14 protein-coding genes are annotated in these 17,464 nt (G+C 50.3%); 5 read left to right on the plus strand and 9 right to left on the minus strand.

What is annotated here, in order from left to right; all coding sequences use genetic code 11:
- Positions 1 to 51 precede the first annotated feature (51 nt).
- Together ABD892_RS01070 and ABD892_RS01075 are read right to left on the minus strand one after the other, a co-directional pair.
- Entirely contained in the window at positions 52 to 1,506 is a 1,455-nt protein-coding gene (locus ABD892_RS01070) for an HlyD family type I secretion periplasmic adaptor subunit (protein ID WP_345192948.1), read from the minus strand.
- 10 nt (positions 1,507 to 1,516) lie between these two features.
- Positions 1,517 to 3,676 (minus strand): type I secretion system permease/ATPase, encoded by a 2,160-nt coding sequence (locus ABD892_RS01075; protein ID WP_345192950.1) that lies wholly within the window; start codon positions 3,674 to 3,676, stop codon positions 1,517 to 1,519.
- 447 nt (positions 3,677 to 4,123) lie between these two features.
- On the opposite strand from ABD892_RS01075, the gene ABD892_RS01080 reads away from it, so the two are divergent.
- The 4 genes from ABD892_RS01080 to ABD892_RS01095 all read left to right on the plus strand — a co-directional run bounded on the left by ABD892_RS01080 (position 4,124) and on the right by ABD892_RS01095 (position 7,464).
- Complete coding sequence (locus ABD892_RS01080) at positions 4,124 to 4,732, plus strand: hypothetical protein (protein ID WP_345192952.1); 609 nt, start codon at positions 4,124 to 4,126, stop codon at positions 4,730 to 4,732.
- A 198-nt stretch (positions 4,733 to 4,930) separates the two neighbouring features.
- Positions 4,931 to 5,674 (plus strand): ABC transporter ATP-binding protein, encoded by a 744-nt coding sequence (locus ABD892_RS01085; protein WP_345192954.1) that lies wholly within the window; start codon positions 4,931 to 4,933, stop codon positions 5,672 to 5,674.
- 22 nt (positions 5,675 to 5,696) lie between these two features.
- The gene (locus ABD892_RS01090) at positions 5,697 to 6,437 is read left to right on the plus strand and encodes an ABC transporter permease (protein ID WP_345192956.1); all 741 of its coding nucleotides are present in this window, start codon (positions 5,697 to 5,699) and stop codon (positions 6,435 to 6,437) included.
- Between the two features lie 46 nt (positions 6,438 to 6,483).
- Complete coding sequence (locus ABD892_RS01095; RefSeq protein ID WP_345192958.1) at positions 6,484 to 7,464, plus strand: ABC transporter substrate-binding protein; 981 nt, start codon at positions 6,484 to 6,486, stop codon at positions 7,462 to 7,464.
- Between the two features lie 10 nt (positions 7,465 to 7,474).
- Here the strand turns inward: ABD892_RS01095 and ABD892_RS01100 are convergent, their stop codons facing one another.
- From ABD892_RS01100 to minD, 3 genes are all read right to left on the minus strand, one after another.
- Positions 7,475 to 9,415, minus strand: a complete 1,941-nt coding sequence (locus tag ABD892_RS01100) for a transglycosylase SLT domain-containing protein (RefSeq protein WP_345192960.1) — start codon at positions 9,413 to 9,415, stop codon at positions 7,475 to 7,477.
- Between the two features lie 197 nt (positions 9,416 to 9,612).
- Complete coding sequence (minE, locus tag ABD892_RS01105; RefSeq protein ID WP_345192964.1) at positions 9,613 to 9,879, minus strand: cell division topological specificity factor MinE; 267 nt, start codon at positions 9,877 to 9,879, stop codon at positions 9,613 to 9,615.
- Entirely contained in the window at positions 9,869 to 10,705 is an 837-nt protein-coding gene (gene minD, locus ABD892_RS01110) for a septum site-determining protein MinD (RefSeq protein WP_425559140.1), read from the minus strand. The genes minE and minD overlap by 11 nt, the downstream gene beginning before the upstream one ends.
- A gap of 233 nt (positions 10,706 to 10,938) precedes the next feature.
- Between minD and ABD892_RS01115 the strand changes: the two genes are divergently transcribed.
- Positions 10,939 to 12,081 carry a cation:proton antiporter domain-containing protein gene (locus ABD892_RS01115; RefSeq protein WP_345192968.1) on the plus strand — a complete coding sequence of 381 codons (1,143 nt, stop codon included), beginning with the start codon at positions 10,939 to 10,941 and terminating at the stop codon, positions 12,079 to 12,081.
- Between the two features lie 12 nt (positions 12,082 to 12,093).
- Here ABD892_RS01115 and ABD892_RS01120 read toward each other — a convergent pair whose 3' ends face one another.
- From ABD892_RS01120 to ABD892_RS01135, 4 genes are all read right to left on the minus strand, one after another.
- Complete coding sequence (locus tag ABD892_RS01120) at positions 12,094 to 12,306, minus strand: hypothetical protein (protein WP_345192971.1); 213 nt, start codon at positions 12,304 to 12,306, stop codon at positions 12,094 to 12,096.
- A gap of 127 nt (positions 12,307 to 12,433) precedes the next feature.
- On the minus strand, positions 12,434 to 14,809 hold the full coding sequence (locus tag ABD892_RS01125) for an efflux RND transporter permease subunit (RefSeq protein WP_345192973.1): 2,376 nt from the start codon (positions 14,807 to 14,809) through the stop codon (positions 12,434 to 12,436).
- Between the two features lie 16 nt (positions 14,810 to 14,825).
- Positions 14,826 to 15,740 carry a WD40/YVTN/BNR-like repeat-containing protein gene (locus ABD892_RS01130; protein ID WP_345192975.1) on the minus strand — a complete coding sequence of 305 codons (915 nt, stop codon included), beginning with the start codon at positions 15,738 to 15,740 and terminating at the stop codon, positions 14,826 to 14,828.
- Positions 15,741 to 16,076: 336 nt separating this feature from the next.
- The gene (locus tag ABD892_RS01135) at positions 16,077 to 17,447 is read right to left on the minus strand and encodes a DUF1329 domain-containing protein (protein ID WP_345192978.1); all 1,371 of its coding nucleotides are present in this window, start codon (positions 17,445 to 17,447) and stop codon (positions 16,077 to 16,079) included.
- Positions 17,448 to 17,464 lie beyond the last annotated feature (17 nt).

Raw genomic sequence — 17,464 nt, forward strand, 5'->3', positions numbered from 1 at the left:
CGAAAAATAAATGAATACCTAAAACAAATATCGGTTAATTAGCGTTTCCTTTTATCGTTCTGTCAGCGCCACTTTTCTGGCTCTTAGAATCGGTTTCATTAAATATTCCAGAACCGTTTTTTTTCCCGTCATAATATCGACTTCAGCCTGCATGCCTGGAATGATGGGCAGTTGTTTTTCGTTAGTACCAAAATACGATTTTTCAGTTCTGACTTGGGCCAGGTAATAATAGCTACCATCCTCTTCTTCCAGCGCATCGGGACTCACATGAACAACCTCCCCTGTCAACCCGCCATAAACAGTGAAATCATAAGCGGTAAATCTGACCATGGCCTTCAGATCCTGACGCAGAAATGCAATATCTTTCGCGGGCACCTTGACTTCAACCAGTAACGAATCATCAACAGGAATGATATCAACCAGCTCCATTCCGGGATCAACCACACCACTAATCGTGTTGATATGAATTTTCTTCACGACACCATCAACAGGAGAGCGGACAATGGTTCTTGCCACCCTGTCTTTCAACGAGTTCCGGTTGACCGTTAATTGCGCCAACTTCAACTCTGCAGTCTTTATCTCCTCAATGGCCTTTTCGCGAAACTGCAAGCTCAACTCCTCCCGCTTACCCTTGGTCTGATTCCATGCAGCTTCAAGTTTTGGTATAGAGTGCCGGGCATCCGCCAACTGACTTTCAATCTCACTGACCTTCTGCTCTAATCGCAACAACTGAACCTTGGAAACAACCCCCTCATCCGCCATCGGCTTTGTGAGGTCATACTCCTTTTTCATCAAGGCATAGCTTTTTTCAAGGTGGGAATGCTTCGCCTTGATCGATTCGAGCTCTTGATAAATCTTGGCGACTTCCTGCTCCGCAATCATCAACCCCTGGTCTAGGGTACGCTTGCGGCTATCATAAAAATCGCGCTCACGATGGATATATTCGAGATAGCCGCTCAATTCCTCGGGAAAATTGAGGCTCTCACCATTCACCTCAGCCTCAAGACGAACGACTTTGGCAAACTCACTGAAGTATTCCAGCTCATTCTCTCGAAACTTGGCAGAAAAATGGACATCATCCAACTGTAAAAGCGGTTGACCAGCACGTACCTGGTCGCCATCTTTCACGTAGATTTTTTTGATAATACCCCCTTCCAGATTTTCTACGATCTGCAATCGAGACGAGGGAATCACCGTGCCTGCTCCGCGCGTGATCTCATCCAATTCCGCGTAGGAAGCCCACGTCAAAGCAATTACGATCAATGCAGTACCGGTAATACTGACAAAGACCGTTATGTAAGATGAATCCTGAAGGGACACCTCGATGGATTCCGATTTAAACTCACTCTCTTCCGAGCGAGAGAAAAAGTTTTTGATGGCACGCGGATTCTTTATCAGTTTCTTAATCATGTCGACAGGCAACATCACCAGCCTGAGACTCCAGGCCTTCAGCCGGGTTGCTGTAGCAATAATCATCTGACCTAACTTATTTAATAGTGTGCTCATGGTTATCAGGCTAACTGATCACAATTTTTCCGTGTTTTAGCGCTTCCATGACCTGAACTTTCGGGCCATCCGCAACAATTCGCCCCCGGTCAATGACGATCAGGCGATTAACCAGGTCCAGTAATGACATTCGGTGTGTAACAAGTACAAGCGTTTTATTGCTGCAATACTTTTGCAGTTGCTCCTTGATGAGCTGCTCAGATTTATGATCCATGGAGCTGGTTGGTTCATCCAGCACCACAATGGAAGGATCGTGCATAAACGCTCGGGCAACCGCGATCGCCTGGCGCTGACCGCCCGACAGGTTCGCCCCACGCTCAGTGACGGGCATATCCATACCTTCCGGGTGGATATTGGTGAAGTCTGTGACCCCTGCCATCTTGGCCGCCCTGACAACCGTTTCGTCGTCAACCGCGCCCGCACCTAACGTGATATTTTCCCGGACAGTACCATAAAACAGGTTGATATCCTGAGGTACGCAGCCAACCGCCTTACGCAGCGCCACCGGGTCAATAAGTGTTGCATCCAGCCCATCAAGACGAATCAAGCCACTGCTCGGCGGGTAGAGGCCCAGTAACATCTTTCCGAGGGTCGACTTTCCTGAACCAATACGACCAATAATCCCAACCTTTTCACCAGCCTTGATAGAAAGCGTGATGTCTTCCAGGGTGTTGAGTTTCTGGTCAGGGTAAGTGAAGGTCACCTGCTCCAGCTCGAGATCCCCCGTAATATTATCAAGATTGACATACTGCCTGTCCGGGCTACGCCTCTTGGGCATATTCATGATGTTGTCCAGCCCAGCCAGCGCCGTTTTTGACTGGTAAAAACGGGTCAGCAGGCTGACCAACTGTGACATGGGGGCCATACTACGGCCTGCCAGCATATTGCAGGCAATCAGTGCTCCCATCGACAAGGTATGGTCACTAATCAAATAGACACCTGTTGCAATCAAAACGACCGTACTGCATTGCTGGATAAAACCCGCCACCATCGACGTAGAGTGGCTCAGCATCTTGCTCTTAACGCCCCACTTGGCGAGGAATCCAATATGCTTCTCCCATTCATGCTGGATTTTGGACTCCGCGCCGTATAGCTGAATGGTTTCCAGACCGATCAGGCTTTCAATCAGCGTGGCGTTTTTTGCCGAAGAAGAGCGGTAGGTTTTTTCAATGGAGTTGCGCAAAGCTGGCTGGATAATCAGGCAATAGGAAACAATCAAAACCATTGCCACAATGGGAATCACCACCAGCCACCCGCCGAGAATACCGATGACGGTCAGAATGATGATGGCACAGGGTATATCGATCAGACTGGCAATGGTTGATGAGGCGATAAAATCCCGAATACTTTCAAAATCCTGCATACTTCTGGCGAATGAGCCTACAGAGCTGGGTCGCGACGTCATTTCCAGCCCCAGAACCTGACTCATGATTCTTGACGACAAAATGATATCAGCCTTCTTTCCTGCCTTGTCGAGTGCATAAAAGCGCAGCCACTTGACCAGAAAATCAAAACCAAAGGCAATCAAAACGCCGGTCACCAGCACCCAGAGTGTTTCAAAGGCATTGTTGGGCACGACCCGGTCATAGACATTCATGACAAAGATCGGGCTGACGATAGCCAGGAAGTTGATCATAATCGAAGTCAGAAGCACGCTTTTATATAGCGGTAAAGAGACCGTCAGCGCACTCCAGAACCAATGCTTGCCATTGTCATCCAGCACTGAGGGTGAGCGCTCATCAAACCGGTGCTTCTGCTTGAGCAACAACATGACACCGAGATATTCTTCAGCGAGCCGCTCAAACGCAATATCCTGAACATCCTCACTAACCGACGGAATCACCAGGCTCGCCATCTGTTCCTGGTGATTGATGTCCATAAGAACGCAGGCCTGGCCATTTCTTAGCAGTAATACTGCCGGGCAGGCCAAACGAGGAATATCGAGCAGTTTCTTTCGGATCTGCCGCGTGACAAAGCCAATCTGTTCAGCAGCACGGTTAAACAAGTCGACGCTGAACGGTTCATCCGCTATCGGCAAGCCTGCCGTAATGGCCTCCAGACTGTCAGCTTTGTCATAGAGTCGACAGATTTTGACCAGGCAAAGCAACAACGGATCAGAAAACCGTTCTGAACCGGCGGTAGAGGCTTGTTGGGGTGAAGACGAATCCATGGAATAACCTGTAGCATCCGTGCAACAGTTCAACTATGACTGCGTTCCTTATATTCATCAGAATAAATAAGTTTCTTATGGCATGATGAACATTTATTCAGTTTATCTATTACCGTATCAAATAGCTGTCGTAGGTAACTTGTTCAATAACACTCGCACTCACTTTTGCCCGTTATTTGACACCTTCTTTTTCAATGAATCAGTTCCCTAAACAACATACTGTTTTTTTATACAGCCACCAATGACCGATAGATTTCACAAATACGCGTTGGCGACTACGAATTGCTTAATTTAAGGAAATATGTTGGGAAATTGGATAAACTTCGTCTACAATGCCTATCTTATAGCTACGTTGTTATGCAACAGTCAAAGGATTACACTTCTTGCTGTTTCGAAGACCTGAACCCTTTCCGTTAAAGACCATTCTCTAAGGAAGCCATCTTATCCATGAGTGAGCAGCTGTTTCGCGCTGAGCTAGCAAACCGACTCGAATACTATCTGAGCGTCGATGAGAAAATCAGGAAAATCTACGAGTCCAACGAAAAGAGTATCCGGGATGAACTCACACAGCTGAAAAGCCGGGTTCAAACCCTTGAAGTAGAAAACGAAAAACTCAAGGGCAGAAATAGCGAGTTATTTGATGATAACCGCAGCATGAAGGATGGGCTTGCGTTAGCGCAATCCTCTGCCAGCACCAATGAGAAGGATGCGAGTAGCTTACGCCGCAAGCTTGAAACCGCCGAGAAAAAGCTGGCAACCTTGGAAACAGAGACCAATAAGCTGAAGCGTGAACAGAAGACGCTCAAAGCGCTGGAACCTGAAAAGCTCAAGAAGAAATTCAACGATGCCAGCCAGGAATTGAAAAAGCAAAAGAAACTGGTTGATCAAATCAGTAAAGAAAGCCGTGAACGCAAGCGTCGCATTGACGAAGTCACAGCGGAGCTTGAGGTCAGCAACAAAGAACGTGACGAGTTGAAAGAACAACTTGAAACGGCACAGTCATCGAAATCGTCCAACAAAACTCAGCAGCCGGTTGCAGAAGCAGAGCCCGCCTGAGACGTAACCTCGTAAGCCCCACAGCAAACTGTTTTAAGCGAATGGGGCTTCCACGACAAACAACCACCGCCAGCACACTTGACGTAAAGCATTGCTCTTCTAAGCAGGTGGCCATAATCGATTGAATTCATTGCGATAAAAATCAGCCTGAATACTTGCTCAACTGATGCAAGCTCATAAGGCGTTAGCCCCAATACCATGCCAAATCTTCACATTAAGAATGCGTCGCTCTCCTATAGCAACAAACCCATCTTTACGAATTTGTGCTTAACGCTCCCTGCTAATCAGTGGACCTGCCTACTGGGAGCCAGTGGGGTTGGTAAATCCAGCCTGCTACGTTTGATTGCTGGACTTGCCTTCGGCCATGGCGCCCAGGCCAATGGTGATATCACCAGTTCGGATAGCTTGCCGGTACATCATCGTGTCGCATGGATGGCCCAACAGGATTTACTACTGCCCTGGCTGTCCGTTATTGATAACGTAACACTGGGATGCCGCCTGAGAAAAGAACCACTATCGAAGGATAAAATTGAACAAGCTCATCACCTGTTGCGCTCCGTTGGCTTACAGCAACAGGCATCATCCTACCCCAGAGAGCTTTCGGGCGGTCAACGTCAGCGGGTCGCGCTGGCACGTACACTCATGGAAGACCGCCCTTTCGTACTGATGGACGAACCCTTTGCCGCTGTGGACGCGTTAACCCGCTTGAAGCTTCAGGACCTGGCCAGTGAATTACTCGCGGACAGAACCATCCTCATGATCACCCACGACCCACTGGAAGCCCTGCGTCTGGGGCACTCGGTCTATCATCTCCAAGGCAGCCCGGCCACACTAACTGAGCCTCTATACCCTCAAGGCTCAGCGCCTCGCTCTCTCGACAACGAGCAGCTGATGGCATTGCATGGCCATATCCTTGAAAAACTTCGACAAGAGGACGTCTAGCATGCGGACCAGGATCACGCGCATGATTGTGCTCATTGCTGGGTTGATTTTCATCTGGCACCTACTCGTCACTGCACTCTCTCTGCCCGCCTGGATATTTCCAAAACCGAGCGATGTAGCGCTGAGCCTATATCAACATCGCAGCATTCTGTTTTATCACAGTGCGATTACTGCCAGTGAGATATTGCTAGGAACACTACTTGGCGTAGTAGCCGGTATCACTTTTGCCCTTGCACTACTCTATTTCCGCCGCTTTGGCCGGTGGCTTCTACCAGTATTAATTATCAGCCAGGCTATACCCACGTTCGCTCTGGCACCGGTTCTGATGTTGTGGCTGGGGTACGGACTAGCGTCAAAAGTCGCCATGGCAGCAATTGCGTTATTCTTTCCGGTAACCATGTGTTGTTATGACGGCCTGCGCCATACACAGCAGGAATGGCTGGATCTGGCTCAAACTATGGGTGCTACTCAGTACAGCACACTCCGTTTCATCCGCTGGCCAGCAGCTCTACCGATCCTCGCTGCAGGACTGCGTATTGCCGTCGTTATCGCGCCTATCGGTGCGGTGGTGGGTGAGTGGGTTGGCTCCAGTGCCGGGCTTGGGTACTACATGTTACAGGCCAATGCCCGTCTGATGATCAGTGAGCTTTTCGCAGCGCTGGTTGTCCTGGCCTCTTTCACCATCATGTTTTATATACTGGTTGATTGGGCAACAAAGCAACTTGTGCCCTGGCAACCTGAAACAACCAGCATTTACCACTAAGGTGTCGATCTGTTTATCTCTCCCCACTGAAGCCACTATATAAACCATGAGACATATCAAATATTCAATTCTGACAATATTGGCACTGCTATCTGTGCTGACCAACAATGCTCAGGCAAGTCCTTCCCCACAAAAACAGGACAAGCCGGACAAAATTACGCTCATGCTGGAATGGTTCGTCAACCCCGACCACGGCCCCATCATTATTGCGCAGCAGAACGGCTATTTTGCCGAGGAAAACCTTGAGGTTACCATCCAGGAACCTGCAGAACCGAGCCTGCCCATCAAGTTATTAGCAGCCGGTGAAGTTGATATGGCAGTCATTTACAGCGAGCAGCTGGTGAAATCCTCTCTTAACCAGCTACCAGTACGCTGGGCGGGTACGTTGATAGAAACCCCGCTAAACTGCCTGATTGTGCTGGAAGACGGCCCCATACAAACCCTGAAAGACCTCAAAGGGAAAAGCATCGGTGTATCTCTGTCCAGCGGCTATGAGAAACAGCTACTTGATGTGATGCTTGCTTCATCCGGCTTAAGTTCAAAAGACGTTAACGTCATCAATGTGGGATGGGCTCTGACTGGGTCACTGCTCAGCAAGCGTGTCGATGCCATTCTGGACGGTTATCGAAATTTCGAGCTGAATCAACTCGCGATTGAAGGAGCCAAGGGGAAGGCCTTTTATGTTGAAGAATTCGGAGTGCCACCCTACTCGGAACTTCTGTTTGCCGCCAATAGCAAAGAAACAGATAACGCGATCATTCGTCGTTTCCTTCGTGCGATAGAAAAGAGCAGTCAATACATCATCAACCATCCGGATGAAGCCTGGAAAGCATTTGCCGCGTATTCACCAGGAGGCCTGGACACTCCCCTGAACAAAATGGCCTGGAAGGATACAGTGAACCGCTTTGCTCTACGCCCAGCCGCTATTGACCGACAGCGTTTTAAAAACTACGCCGCTTACTTGCAACAGATAGGGGCAATTAAAAAACTGCCGAATATGGATACGATGCTGGCTCCCATCGACTAATCACCACAATTTACTGATTATAAGCCAGCAGATTCATTTCATTATCCGTAAACAGCCTGACGGGCATGCCCATCAGGCTGGCAAAAATGACTCGAAACGACAGGACATTCTGAACATAGTTCCGGGTTTCCTTGAAGGGGATCGTTTCAATCCAGATATCGAGCGGAAGATCACCCCGTTGCTCAATCCACCGTTTAACCCGGCTGGGACCGGCATTATAGGCAGCTGTCGCATACACCCGATTACCCTCAAATCGCTTTTTCATGTCGGCCAGGTAGGCTGTACCCAGTGCAATATTCACAGAGGGTCGATACAAGTCATAGGCCGCCCTGTAGGCAATGCCGTAATTGCTGGCTGTCAGCCTTGCCGTTGCTGGCATCAATTGCATCAGTCCTCTCGCGCCAGCGCCTGACCGAGCCTTGGGGTAAAACGCACTTTCCTGACGTGCAACGGCCAATGACCACAACGGGTCAACACTGAATGCCTGCGCATTACGCTCGAACAACGGCATGGGATCCGGGACAGGAAAACGTATACCCAACTCATCCCACATGGACTCCCTTGCCGCCGTCATAATGGCCTGGTTGTGCCACTGCCAATGATGAGCCAGCCGTGCGGCATGTCGGCGCTCATCTTTATCCAGTTGCTTCATCGCAGCATACCACTCTTGCCGAGCCAGAGACTCACGTTTCAGTGTCCGAAGCTCTGCAATGCGCCGGAAAGTGGGCCGGGTCTTCAAGGCATGTACCGTATCCGAATCAAGGACGCCATCACGCTGTTCAAGACCAAACACCGAGTTATTCAACTCTGCAGCCAGAAAACCATAAAAGCTACGACTGCCACCCAACTGGGCAAGCGTGACGATAGAGGTATTGTCCGGCTGTGAGATATGCCTTTGGGCCATCATGCTCCAATAGCGCCAACGGGGCGTTGACTGCAGGTCTTCAGGTAACTTCTCTATAAGGTTCGAAACAAGAGACCAGTCCTGATCTGCCAACGCCACCCTAACCCGCCATTCTGTCACCTCCGGGTAGGCAAACATCGGATCAATCCAATTGATCAGTTTTTCTGCATCGGGTTCAAAACTCTGTGCGATACGCAAGGCGAGCCACTGATCTAGTAACTTTCTACTGTCACCGTTCATGAAGAAGCGTTCGCGATCCCGTATCCAAACCCGCGCTGCACGGGCGATATCGCGACGCGCCAAGCGTTTAACACCATAAACCAGCAGTGCTTCACGATTCGCCAGATTACGCCTTAAGAAAGTATTCCTTGTTAATACTGTGGGCTGCTGTCTGATTTGCCAGAAGAGATCAACACTCTGCTTATGCTGTTCAGTTGTAATCTGGCGACTCACATAACGCGCCAGCGTAATATTGCCCTCTTCCACAGCTAACCAGAAGCGTTTGAAAGCTAAATCCGACGTCAGATGGCCCTCTTGGCGCCACACAGAAAAAACCGGGTCGCAGGCTTTGGATTGGGAGTGTCCTACCACCCACAACGATTCCGCCAACGTCATTGCATCCTGACGGCTTCCCGTAGCCAGCAGCCCCTGCGTCAGGTAACACTGATAACGATATCCATGGGGCTTTATGCTGTTATAACTGGCGATATAGTCTGACCACCGCTTCCGACTGATTAATTCATCCAGCCAGGCCACTTCCAGCTGCCGAATCGCTGGTAAGTCAGGATATTTATTCCGTAAGGTATCCACCTCATCAGACGATGCCTTGGAAAGCCGTTGACGAAGCGCCTGTATTTCCAGATAAGGGAAAAGTGGATAGTCAGAGAGGGTTGCGTGCCACTCTTGCTGCCAGGACTGGCCTTTTTGAAGACTTTTTTCAGCACTCAGAAAGGCTTTCCGCTGTTTAGCCAGATCAGCCGTCGCCGTTGAAGCAAACGCCATAAGACTGACAAATATAAGGATAAAATGCTGCAGACAGCGGCTCATAGTCAGGAATCCGTTCCCGTTGAAACCATCCCTAATGGGAGGATACGGCTGCGCCATAACGACTCGACACTCCGTTACACTTTGAGCTACGCGACAGTGAATCGCCGTCCTTACCGAATCACTGTCGCCCACCAAGCCCTAAATAGCTTGCTACTCCTAACATAATATAGCGGCTCACGCTGATTCAAGCCTGTTTTCTAACTGCATGGTCGCGCTGGAATCTGAATATTCAATGCCAGAATATCCTGCTCCTCCTGTTTTTCCATGACAACTTCAATATCCTCATTGGATGGCATGTCATAGAAGCGGCGAACCAGCTCCATGATTTCGCATCGCAATCGCGCCAGCTCAGGCGACTCTTCACGCTGGCGACGCTCATGGGCAATTACAATCTGCAAGCGTTCTTTGCAGACACTGGCGCTTTTCTCCTGCTTTCCGAAGGAAAACCATTTATCAAACAGCATCTTTCACCCCCCGCGAAAAAACCTTCTCCAAGAAGGACAGTTTTTTTCGACGGATATGCCGCAAGGGAATCTCTTTTCCCAGCAACCGATCAACCGCATCCATATAAGCCATGGCCGCGAGCGACTCATGCTCATGAACAACAGGCACCCCCTTGTTAGAAGCTTCCAGCACTTCCCGGCTTTCCAGAACCACACCAAGAAGCGGGCAAGCCAGAATATCCACGACATCTTCAATGGAAAGCATCTGGCCTTCCGCTGCCCTTACAGGGTCATAGCGGGTGATCAGCAAATGCTCTTTTACCGGTTCCAGCCCTTCGACAGCTCTCCGGGAGCGACTTTGTAACAGGCCGAGAATACGATCGGAGTCACGCACGGAAGACACTTCCGGATTGACGACCACAACCGCCTCATCCGCATGATACAACGCATGGATGGCTCCCCGCTCAATGCCCGCAGGTGAATCGCAGACAATGTAATCAAATGTCTCTTTCAATTCCTCAATGATTCTGGCAACCCCTTCATCGGTCAGGGCATCCTTGTCTCGGGTCTGAGAGGCGGCAAGAATAAACAGATTACTGTTATGTTTATCTTTAATCAGAGCCTGGTTAAGGGTAATGCCGTCATTCATGACATTCACAATGTCATAAACCACGCGACGTTCACACCCCATGACCAAATCCAGATTTCTTAACCCGACATCAAAATCAATGACACAGGTTTTAAAGCCGCGTAACGCCAATCCAGAACTGATTGCAGCCGATGTGGTTGTTTTTCCGACGCCACCTTTTCCGGACGTCACTGTTATACACCGTCCCTTCACTGCCATCTCCTTGCACAGACAGTTATCGTCATTAGTGTTAACAATACATGGTTAATAAATAGAATTAAATTGGCTGGCATAAAAAGCATACATTTAAATCAAGCAAATGCCTTCTTTCATACTTCAGTCTTTTCTCTGACACATCTCGTTCCTTTGACTACCTTGAAACCATCTTTAATGTCGTCATGCGGTAATCGGGAGTTGTCGTGCAGGGTATCTATGGCAATTTTGTACTGGAGATGGCCATTATCTTTGGCGGGGCATCAGTCTTAGGCACCCTGTTTGTCTGGCTTCGACAACCCATCATTCTTGCCTATATCGCCCTGGGACTGATTGCCGGCCCTGATGGGCTGAAGCTGTTTGCCGACCCCGGTCACATCGAAGCCATCTCCCATATGGGTATTATCCTGCTCATGTTTTTGCTGGGACTGCACCTGCATCCAAGAAATTTATGGCAACTGCTTCAACAAACCGCCGCCGTAACATTATTAGCCGTTGTTATTACCACTGCGATTGTGGCAATCGCATTAATCACGTTATTTGGTATCAGTACAACCGAGGCAGTTATTTCGGGCGTCGCACTCTCTTTTTCCAGTACCGTCATCAGCCTGAAACTGATTCCAACCACCACATTGCACCATAAACGAACGGGCGAAGTCATGATCAGTATTCTTTTATTCGAAGACATACTGGCAATTCTCGCCATACTATTGATTTATAACAATGAAGCCGCACTGTCGTGGCAAACCGGCTTTCTACCAATCAAAACAGCCCTTTTTGCACTCGCAGCCTGGTGGATTGTCCGTTTCATTGCCCTGCCTTTATTCAAGAAATTCGATACTATTCCAGAATATATTTTCCTGGTTTCCCTGGGCTGGTGTTTTACCGCAGCCGAAATTGCGAAAGCGATTGGACTGTCCTACGAAATCGGCGCTTTTTTTGCCGGTGTTGCCATAGCCACATCACCGGTATCCCTGTTTATTGCCGAAGGCCTGAAGCCGCTTAGAGAATTTTTCCTGATCCTGTTCTTTTTTTCTATTGGCGCGCAATTTGATATTTTTGAAACCGGTCAGTTGCTTCTGCCTATTATCTTACTGGCCGCAGTTATTCTTATAGGAAAACCGCTGATATTCAGAGTGTTGCTGACCTATATCGGCAAAGCAACGCCCACTAATGCAATGGAAATGGGTCTCAGGTTAGGTCAAAGCAGTGAATTCTCATTATTACTAGCGAGCGGCGCCTTATCAGCAGGAAAACTTTCCCATGACACCGCCATGATTATTGAAACAGCAGCAATTATCACCTTTATTCTGTCAACCTACCTGGTCGTCTTCAAACTTCCGACCCCTATTTCCCCTGCAAGAAAGCTACGACAGGATTAAAGGTCAGTCAATTTACTCACTATTTGCTGTTTCACGACGCAGCAGCACTTCGGTTTCTTCCTGACCATTGCTGATGGTCAGGGCATTGCCATCACCGGCAAATTCCATCATGGCTTCAAGGAACCCTATTGCAACTCTGACAACATCTTCTCCGGCATCCAGCGCCATCGCCTCTCTGAGATTTTCTACAACACCCTCTTTGTCATCAATGTGATAGGTTGTCATCCCTGCACCCTCTTGGTGGATTCATTTACTTTCAGCTTACGTCAGTTTACGCGTTTTACCGGTATTAGATGCAATAAAAAAGGATCAGCAATGCGCTGACCCTTTTTCAACACAAACGAAGACGTTGTTAGCCGGCAGGAACTTGTGACTTCAGCACAGCCTCCTCACGGGCTTTCGTCGCCAGCAACTCAGGGCGCAGAACAAAGCGGGCCAGCGCAGGCATCAGCCAGATAGCGCCGATCATGTTCCATACAAACATGAAGGTCAGCAGCATCCCCATATCCGCCTGGAACTTGATCGGGGAGAAGATCCACGTACCCACCCCAATGGCCAGGGTAATACCGGTAAAGATGACCGCTTTACCCGTTGTCCGCAGCGTCATGTAGTAGGCCTGCTGCAGAGGCATGCCCTGGCGCAGGAATCCTTCAAGACGTGTGTAAATATAGATACCGTAATCGACACCAATACCGACACCCAACGCAATAACCGGCAAGGTGGCCACCTTGATACCAATGCCCAACTGCGCCATCAGCGCCTGGCATAGCAGCGATGTCAGTGCCAGCGGGACAATGATACAGATCAACGCCCGTACTGAGCGGAACGTGATCAGACACAGGATACTGACCACACCATACACAAACACCAGCATCTGATTCTGGGCATAGCCAATGACCTCATTGGTCGCCGCTTCAACACCAGCGTTTCCGGTAGCCATCAGGAAAGTCAGGCCATCCTGGTTATTCTCTACGGCAAACGCTTCCGTTGCCTGAACAACACGCTGAAGGGTTTCAGCCTTATGATCCTCAAGGAAGATCAATACCGGCGCCAGACTACAGTCCTTGTTGTAGAGCTGTTGAGCCGTCTGGTTGCTGATCGCGTTGTTCAGTACATACTGGTTACGCGACAGCGCCTGCCACTTGGGATTCCCCTCATTCAAGCCTTTGATAACCTGCTTGGCCACGGTCACCATCGACACCGCATCCTGAACGCCATCGACATTTTTCATATGCCACATATAGCGATCCAGCGCATCCATAAACGCATAGGATGAGCATTGTTCAGTATCGGTTTCCACCATGGTGATAAAGGTATCCGCACTGGTGGAATAGTTTTCGGTGATGAACTTGTTATCGAGGTTGTAGCGAGAATCAGCCCTCAGCTCCGGCGCACCAGGATCAAGGTCACCAATCTTGAGATCCTGGCTGAAGTAATAACTGGCGCCAAAGCCAGCGACAGCCAGTACGACAGACAACGGTGCCACCACCGGATGCGCAAAATACGACATGGCCCGCCAGGTGATAGCCTCTTTCTTTTCCGTTACCTTCAACCGATCACTGGCCCGCCTGCTCACACCGATGTATGACATCAGCACCGGCAGCAACACCAGGTTGGTCAAGATGATGACCGCAACACCAATGCTCGCGGCAATAGCCAGATCGCGGATAACACTGATCTCAATGACCAGCAGTGTCAGGAAACCAATCGCATCAGACACCAGGGCCAGCATGCCCGGAATATACAGCGTCCGGAAAGTGCGACGGGCTGCATCCAGCGGCGTGGCATCATGGGCAGATTCAATACCAATGTTATTGATGATCTGCACACCATGACTCACACCGATGGCAAACACCAGGAATGGAACCAGTATGGAATAAAGATCAATGCCAAAACCCATGGCGGTTAACAGCCCCAGCTGCCAGACCACCGCAACCAGAGAACAGAACACCGCAACCAGCGTACTCTTCAGGCAACGGGAATAGGCAAACAGCAATACCAGGGTGATCGCAATGGCCAGCAGGAAGAAGATCTTGATCGCATCCACACCTTCGAACAGATCCCCAAGGATCTTGGCAAAACCAATGATGTGGAGGTCGACCCCCTGCACGGAATATTTCGTTCGCAGCTCCTCAAGCTTTTGGGACAACGCCTTGTAATCGAGCTTTTCACCGGTTTCCGGGTTGAACTCAAGCAGCGGGAACTCAATGATGCTGGAGCGGAAATTGTTCGCGACCAGGCTACCAACCTGACCGGAACGCAGTATATTAACGCGCAACTCTTCCAGACTCTGACGGGAACCATCATACGTCTGGGGAATCACCGGACCGCCTTCAAAACCGTCCTCGGTCACCTCCAGCCAGCGTACATTGGCCGTCCAGAGAGACTTCAGTGCCGCTCGATCCACCCCCGGTAGGTAAAAGACGTCATCCGTCAGACGTCGCAGGCTTTCCATGTAGCCCGCGTCGAAGATATCGCCCTCTTTGGCCTCAACGGAGATTCGCAGTGAGTTACCACCGCTACCCAGCTCATCACGACGCTCCATCCAGTTTTGGATAAACGGATGCTTGAGAGGAATCATTTTTTCAAAGCTGGCATCAATGCGGTATTGCATGGCCTGCCAGCCGAGGACAACGGTCGCCAGAAGAAAGAAGGCGAGGAAGAACACCCTGTTATTAAAAAACAGGCGTTCCAGCACGGGTTCGGTATTCAGATGATGACTGGACATTCAGGAAACCCCGTTATTATTGCTCTGAAAGGGTTGCGACGGCAGGCTTGCCAACCGGCATTCGGTGTACACCGGTCTCTCCTACCACCACCAGACTGTTGTCCGGCGCTTTAGAGGCTGAAAGCAGTGTTGCCCGATCACTGCGGGTATGAATCTGCGGTTCAGGATCACTCATTTCAAACAGTGTGCCGGAACTGCCGACAATCACCTGTCCATTCCCGTCAATATGTACCGCACCAAACAGGGTCTGATCCGTTCCAGTATCCACCTCGACCCAGCTTTCACCTGCATCAACCGTTTGGAAAGCATTACCACGAAGGCCAAACACAATCGCAGAACCAGGATCACTGCTGGGAATAATGCCAAAGAAAGAACCCTCATAGGGGCTTTCGAGAAACTCCCAGGTTTCACCGCCATCTAAGGAGCGGTACAGAAGACCGGCTTCCCCAGCCAGCAACAACGTTCCGTCTCCAATCTGCGTAATAGCGTTGTAGTGGAACTCGTCCTCGTTCTCAATCATGTCGAACCAGTCGTCCCAGGTTTCACCCCCATCCTCAGTGCGGACGATGTAGCCATAGGCACCAACGGCGAAACCGGTTTGTTCATCCATCATCATGATGTCGAGCAACGGCACTTCTGCATCCAGGTCATCGTAAACCTTGACCCAACTGTCGCCACCATCAGTGCTTTTAAGAATCACGGCGTCATGGCCCACCGCAAAGCCGGTGGTGGCGCTCGGGAAGCTCACAGCCGTCAGCATTTGCCGACTGGGAACACTGACCTGACGCCAGTCATAGCCATTATTATCAGAAATCAGGATATGACCGCGATCGCCGACGGCAACCAGCCGCAGACCATCACCCGCACGGGTAATATCCAGCAACAGCGAGGAAGCAGCCTTCTCAGACAGCACCGCGTGATCACTATTCACGCTAGCGATCGGATTCGCTTGAACAGACACAGTGTGAAGAGAAGATGCCAGAGCAACTGCTGCGGTTATCCCCTTCAGGGCTCTGCCAGGTAAAGCCCGGGACCCCGAAGGTCCTCTGGTGAAGAGACCATGCATACTCATCCCCCGGAAACAGATCATAAAATTATTGTTAGGCAGTTCTTTTTATTCAGTGCACACAGTCAAGGACAATCATGAACGCGCCTGATTATACGCAGAAAACAGGAAAAAATAAGCACATACCGAAACCATAAATCACATTAACAGCATCAAAAAAGCCACTGTTTCCAGTGGCTTTTTTTGTACTACGCCACTGAATCAGCGACGTCCCCTGCGCCTCAGCGCGGATGGCTTGAAGTACTTGTCATCCGGAATCGCCTGGGCGAAATCGAGGAACAGGCTCTCTTCATTACCCAGCCCCTGCACATGGTAGCGACGGGCCTGCAGGTCATGGAACACGTCAAGTGCCGTCCAGGTGGTGGGTAGATCATAGAAGTTCATCAGGTAACCGATGCTGACCCTCCACAACTCGCCACGACCATCATACTGGTCCACAAGCGCTGCACCCCAGCTGTCCTCATCAAGATACAGAACACGCTTGGAGTAAATATGGCGACTGCCTTTCTTCAGTGTGCCTTCCACTTCCCAGACACGGTGCAACTCATACCGCGTATGCTCAGGGTTGACGTGACCGGCCATCAGTACGTCGTCGTACTTCAGCTCAGGGCTGATCAGGTTGAAGTTGTTATACGGGATATAGATCTCTTTCTTGCCCTTCAGCTCCCAGTCATAACGATCCGGCGCGCCGTTATAGAGATCGGTATCATCCGCTGTACGCAGACCATCAGCAGCAGCGATCGGCGTATCGTAAGCCAGGTTCGGTGCACGACGTACACGACGCTGCCCTGCGTTGTAACCCCAGGCCTTGCGGGGCTCTGCCACCTGGTCCAGTGTTTCGTGAACCAGAACCGCACCACCAGCCAGACGTGCCGGCGCCTTGGCAAACGACAGGTAGTAGAACAGGACGTTGTCCAGTTCAGTTTCCGTTTGGGCGGGGTTGTTGTAGTTGAAATACACTTCCTGCTGGGACGTCACCAGGGAGTAATCACCGTTGCGCTGGACGGCCACTTCGGAGGCCCGACGCACCAGGTATTCCCCCCGGTAGCGCACGATATGGTTCCAGAGCGCTTCCAGGCCATTCTGTGGAATCGGGAAGGGATAAGCGTCATAAGCGCCCTTGAAACCATTGCCGCCTTTCAGCAGCTCAGCATTGGTGGCCGCTTTTTGGGTATTTTCATAAATACGCTCAGGATAGCGGGCGTTACGACGGGTCTCGTAGATCGGCATCTTGAACGTTTCAGGATACGTTTCAAACAGCTTGATCTGCCCCGGTGTCAGTTTATCGCGGTACTGATCCAGATTCTCAGCCGTGATGGTAAACAACGGCTTGTCATCCGGGTAAGGATTGGGCTGATGCTGGCCAGGATTCTTGTAGCTTGCGGGAATATCCGCATCCTTCAGCGGTTTCCAGGCAGGAATGGTGCCTGCTTTATTACCCGCCATTTCCGCACCCAGTGGCGTCAGGCTTTTGCCCAGTTCCGCCGCCTGGTCAGGTGTGACCTTGGCCATCGCCTGGCCAGCCACCAGCAGCGCGGTAGCCAGGCCGGTCAGGAGGAGTTTTGACTTCATACTGTAATCCGTCGTTT

This window comes from Kistimonas scapharcae, from assembly GCF_039540975.1.
Classification (GTDB): domain Bacteria; phylum Pseudomonadota; class Gammaproteobacteria; order Pseudomonadales; family Endozoicomonadaceae; genus Kistimonas; species Kistimonas scapharcae.

Excerpts from the sequence above, each read along its gene's own strand:
- ABD892_RS01070 (WP_345192948.1), bottom strand. The coding sequence starts at position 1,506 with ATGAGCACACTATTAAATAAGTTAGGTCAGATGATTATTGCTACAGCA.
- ABD892_RS01075 (WP_345192950.1), bottom strand. The coding sequence starts at position 3,676 with ATGGATTCGTCTTCACCCCAACAAGCCTCTACCGCCGGTTCAGAACGG.
- ABD892_RS01080 (WP_345192952.1), top strand. The coding sequence starts at position 4,124 with ATGAGTGAGCAGCTGTTTCGCGCTGAGCTAGCAAACCGACTCGAATAC.
- ABD892_RS01085 (WP_345192954.1), top strand. The coding sequence starts at position 4,931 with ATGCCAAATCTTCACATTAAGAATGCGTCGCTCTCCTATAGCAACAAA.
- ABD892_RS01090 (WP_345192956.1), top strand. The coding sequence starts at position 5,697 with ATGATTGTGCTCATTGCTGGGTTGATTTTCATCTGGCACCTACTCGTC.
- ABD892_RS01095 (WP_345192958.1), top strand. The coding sequence starts at position 6,484 with ATGAGACATATCAAATATTCAATTCTGACAATATTGGCACTGCTATCT.
- ABD892_RS01100 (WP_345192960.1), bottom strand. The coding sequence starts at position 9,415 with ATGAGCCGCTGTCTGCAGCATTTTATCCTTATATTTGTCAGTCTTATG.
- minE (WP_345192964.1), bottom strand. The coding sequence starts at position 9,879 with ATGCTGTTTGATAAATGGTTTTCCTTCGGAAAGCAGGAGAAAAGCGCC.
- minD (WP_425559140.1), bottom strand. The coding sequence starts at position 10,705 with ATGGCAGTGAAGGGACGGTGTATAACAGTGACGTCCGGAAAAGGTGGC.
- ABD892_RS01115 (WP_345192968.1), top strand. The coding sequence starts at position 10,939 with ATGGCCATTATCTTTGGCGGGGCATCAGTCTTAGGCACCCTGTTTGTC.
- ABD892_RS01120 (WP_345192971.1), bottom strand. The coding sequence starts at position 12,306 with ATGACAACCTATCACATTGATGACAAAGAGGGTGTTGTAGAAAATCTC.
- ABD892_RS01125 (WP_345192973.1), bottom strand. The coding sequence starts at position 14,809 with ATGTCCAGTCATCATCTGAATACCGAACCCGTGCTGGAACGCCTGTTT.
- ABD892_RS01135 (WP_345192978.1), bottom strand. The coding sequence starts at position 17,447 with ATGAAGTCAAAACTCCTCCTGACCGGCCTGGCTACCGCGCTGCTGGTG.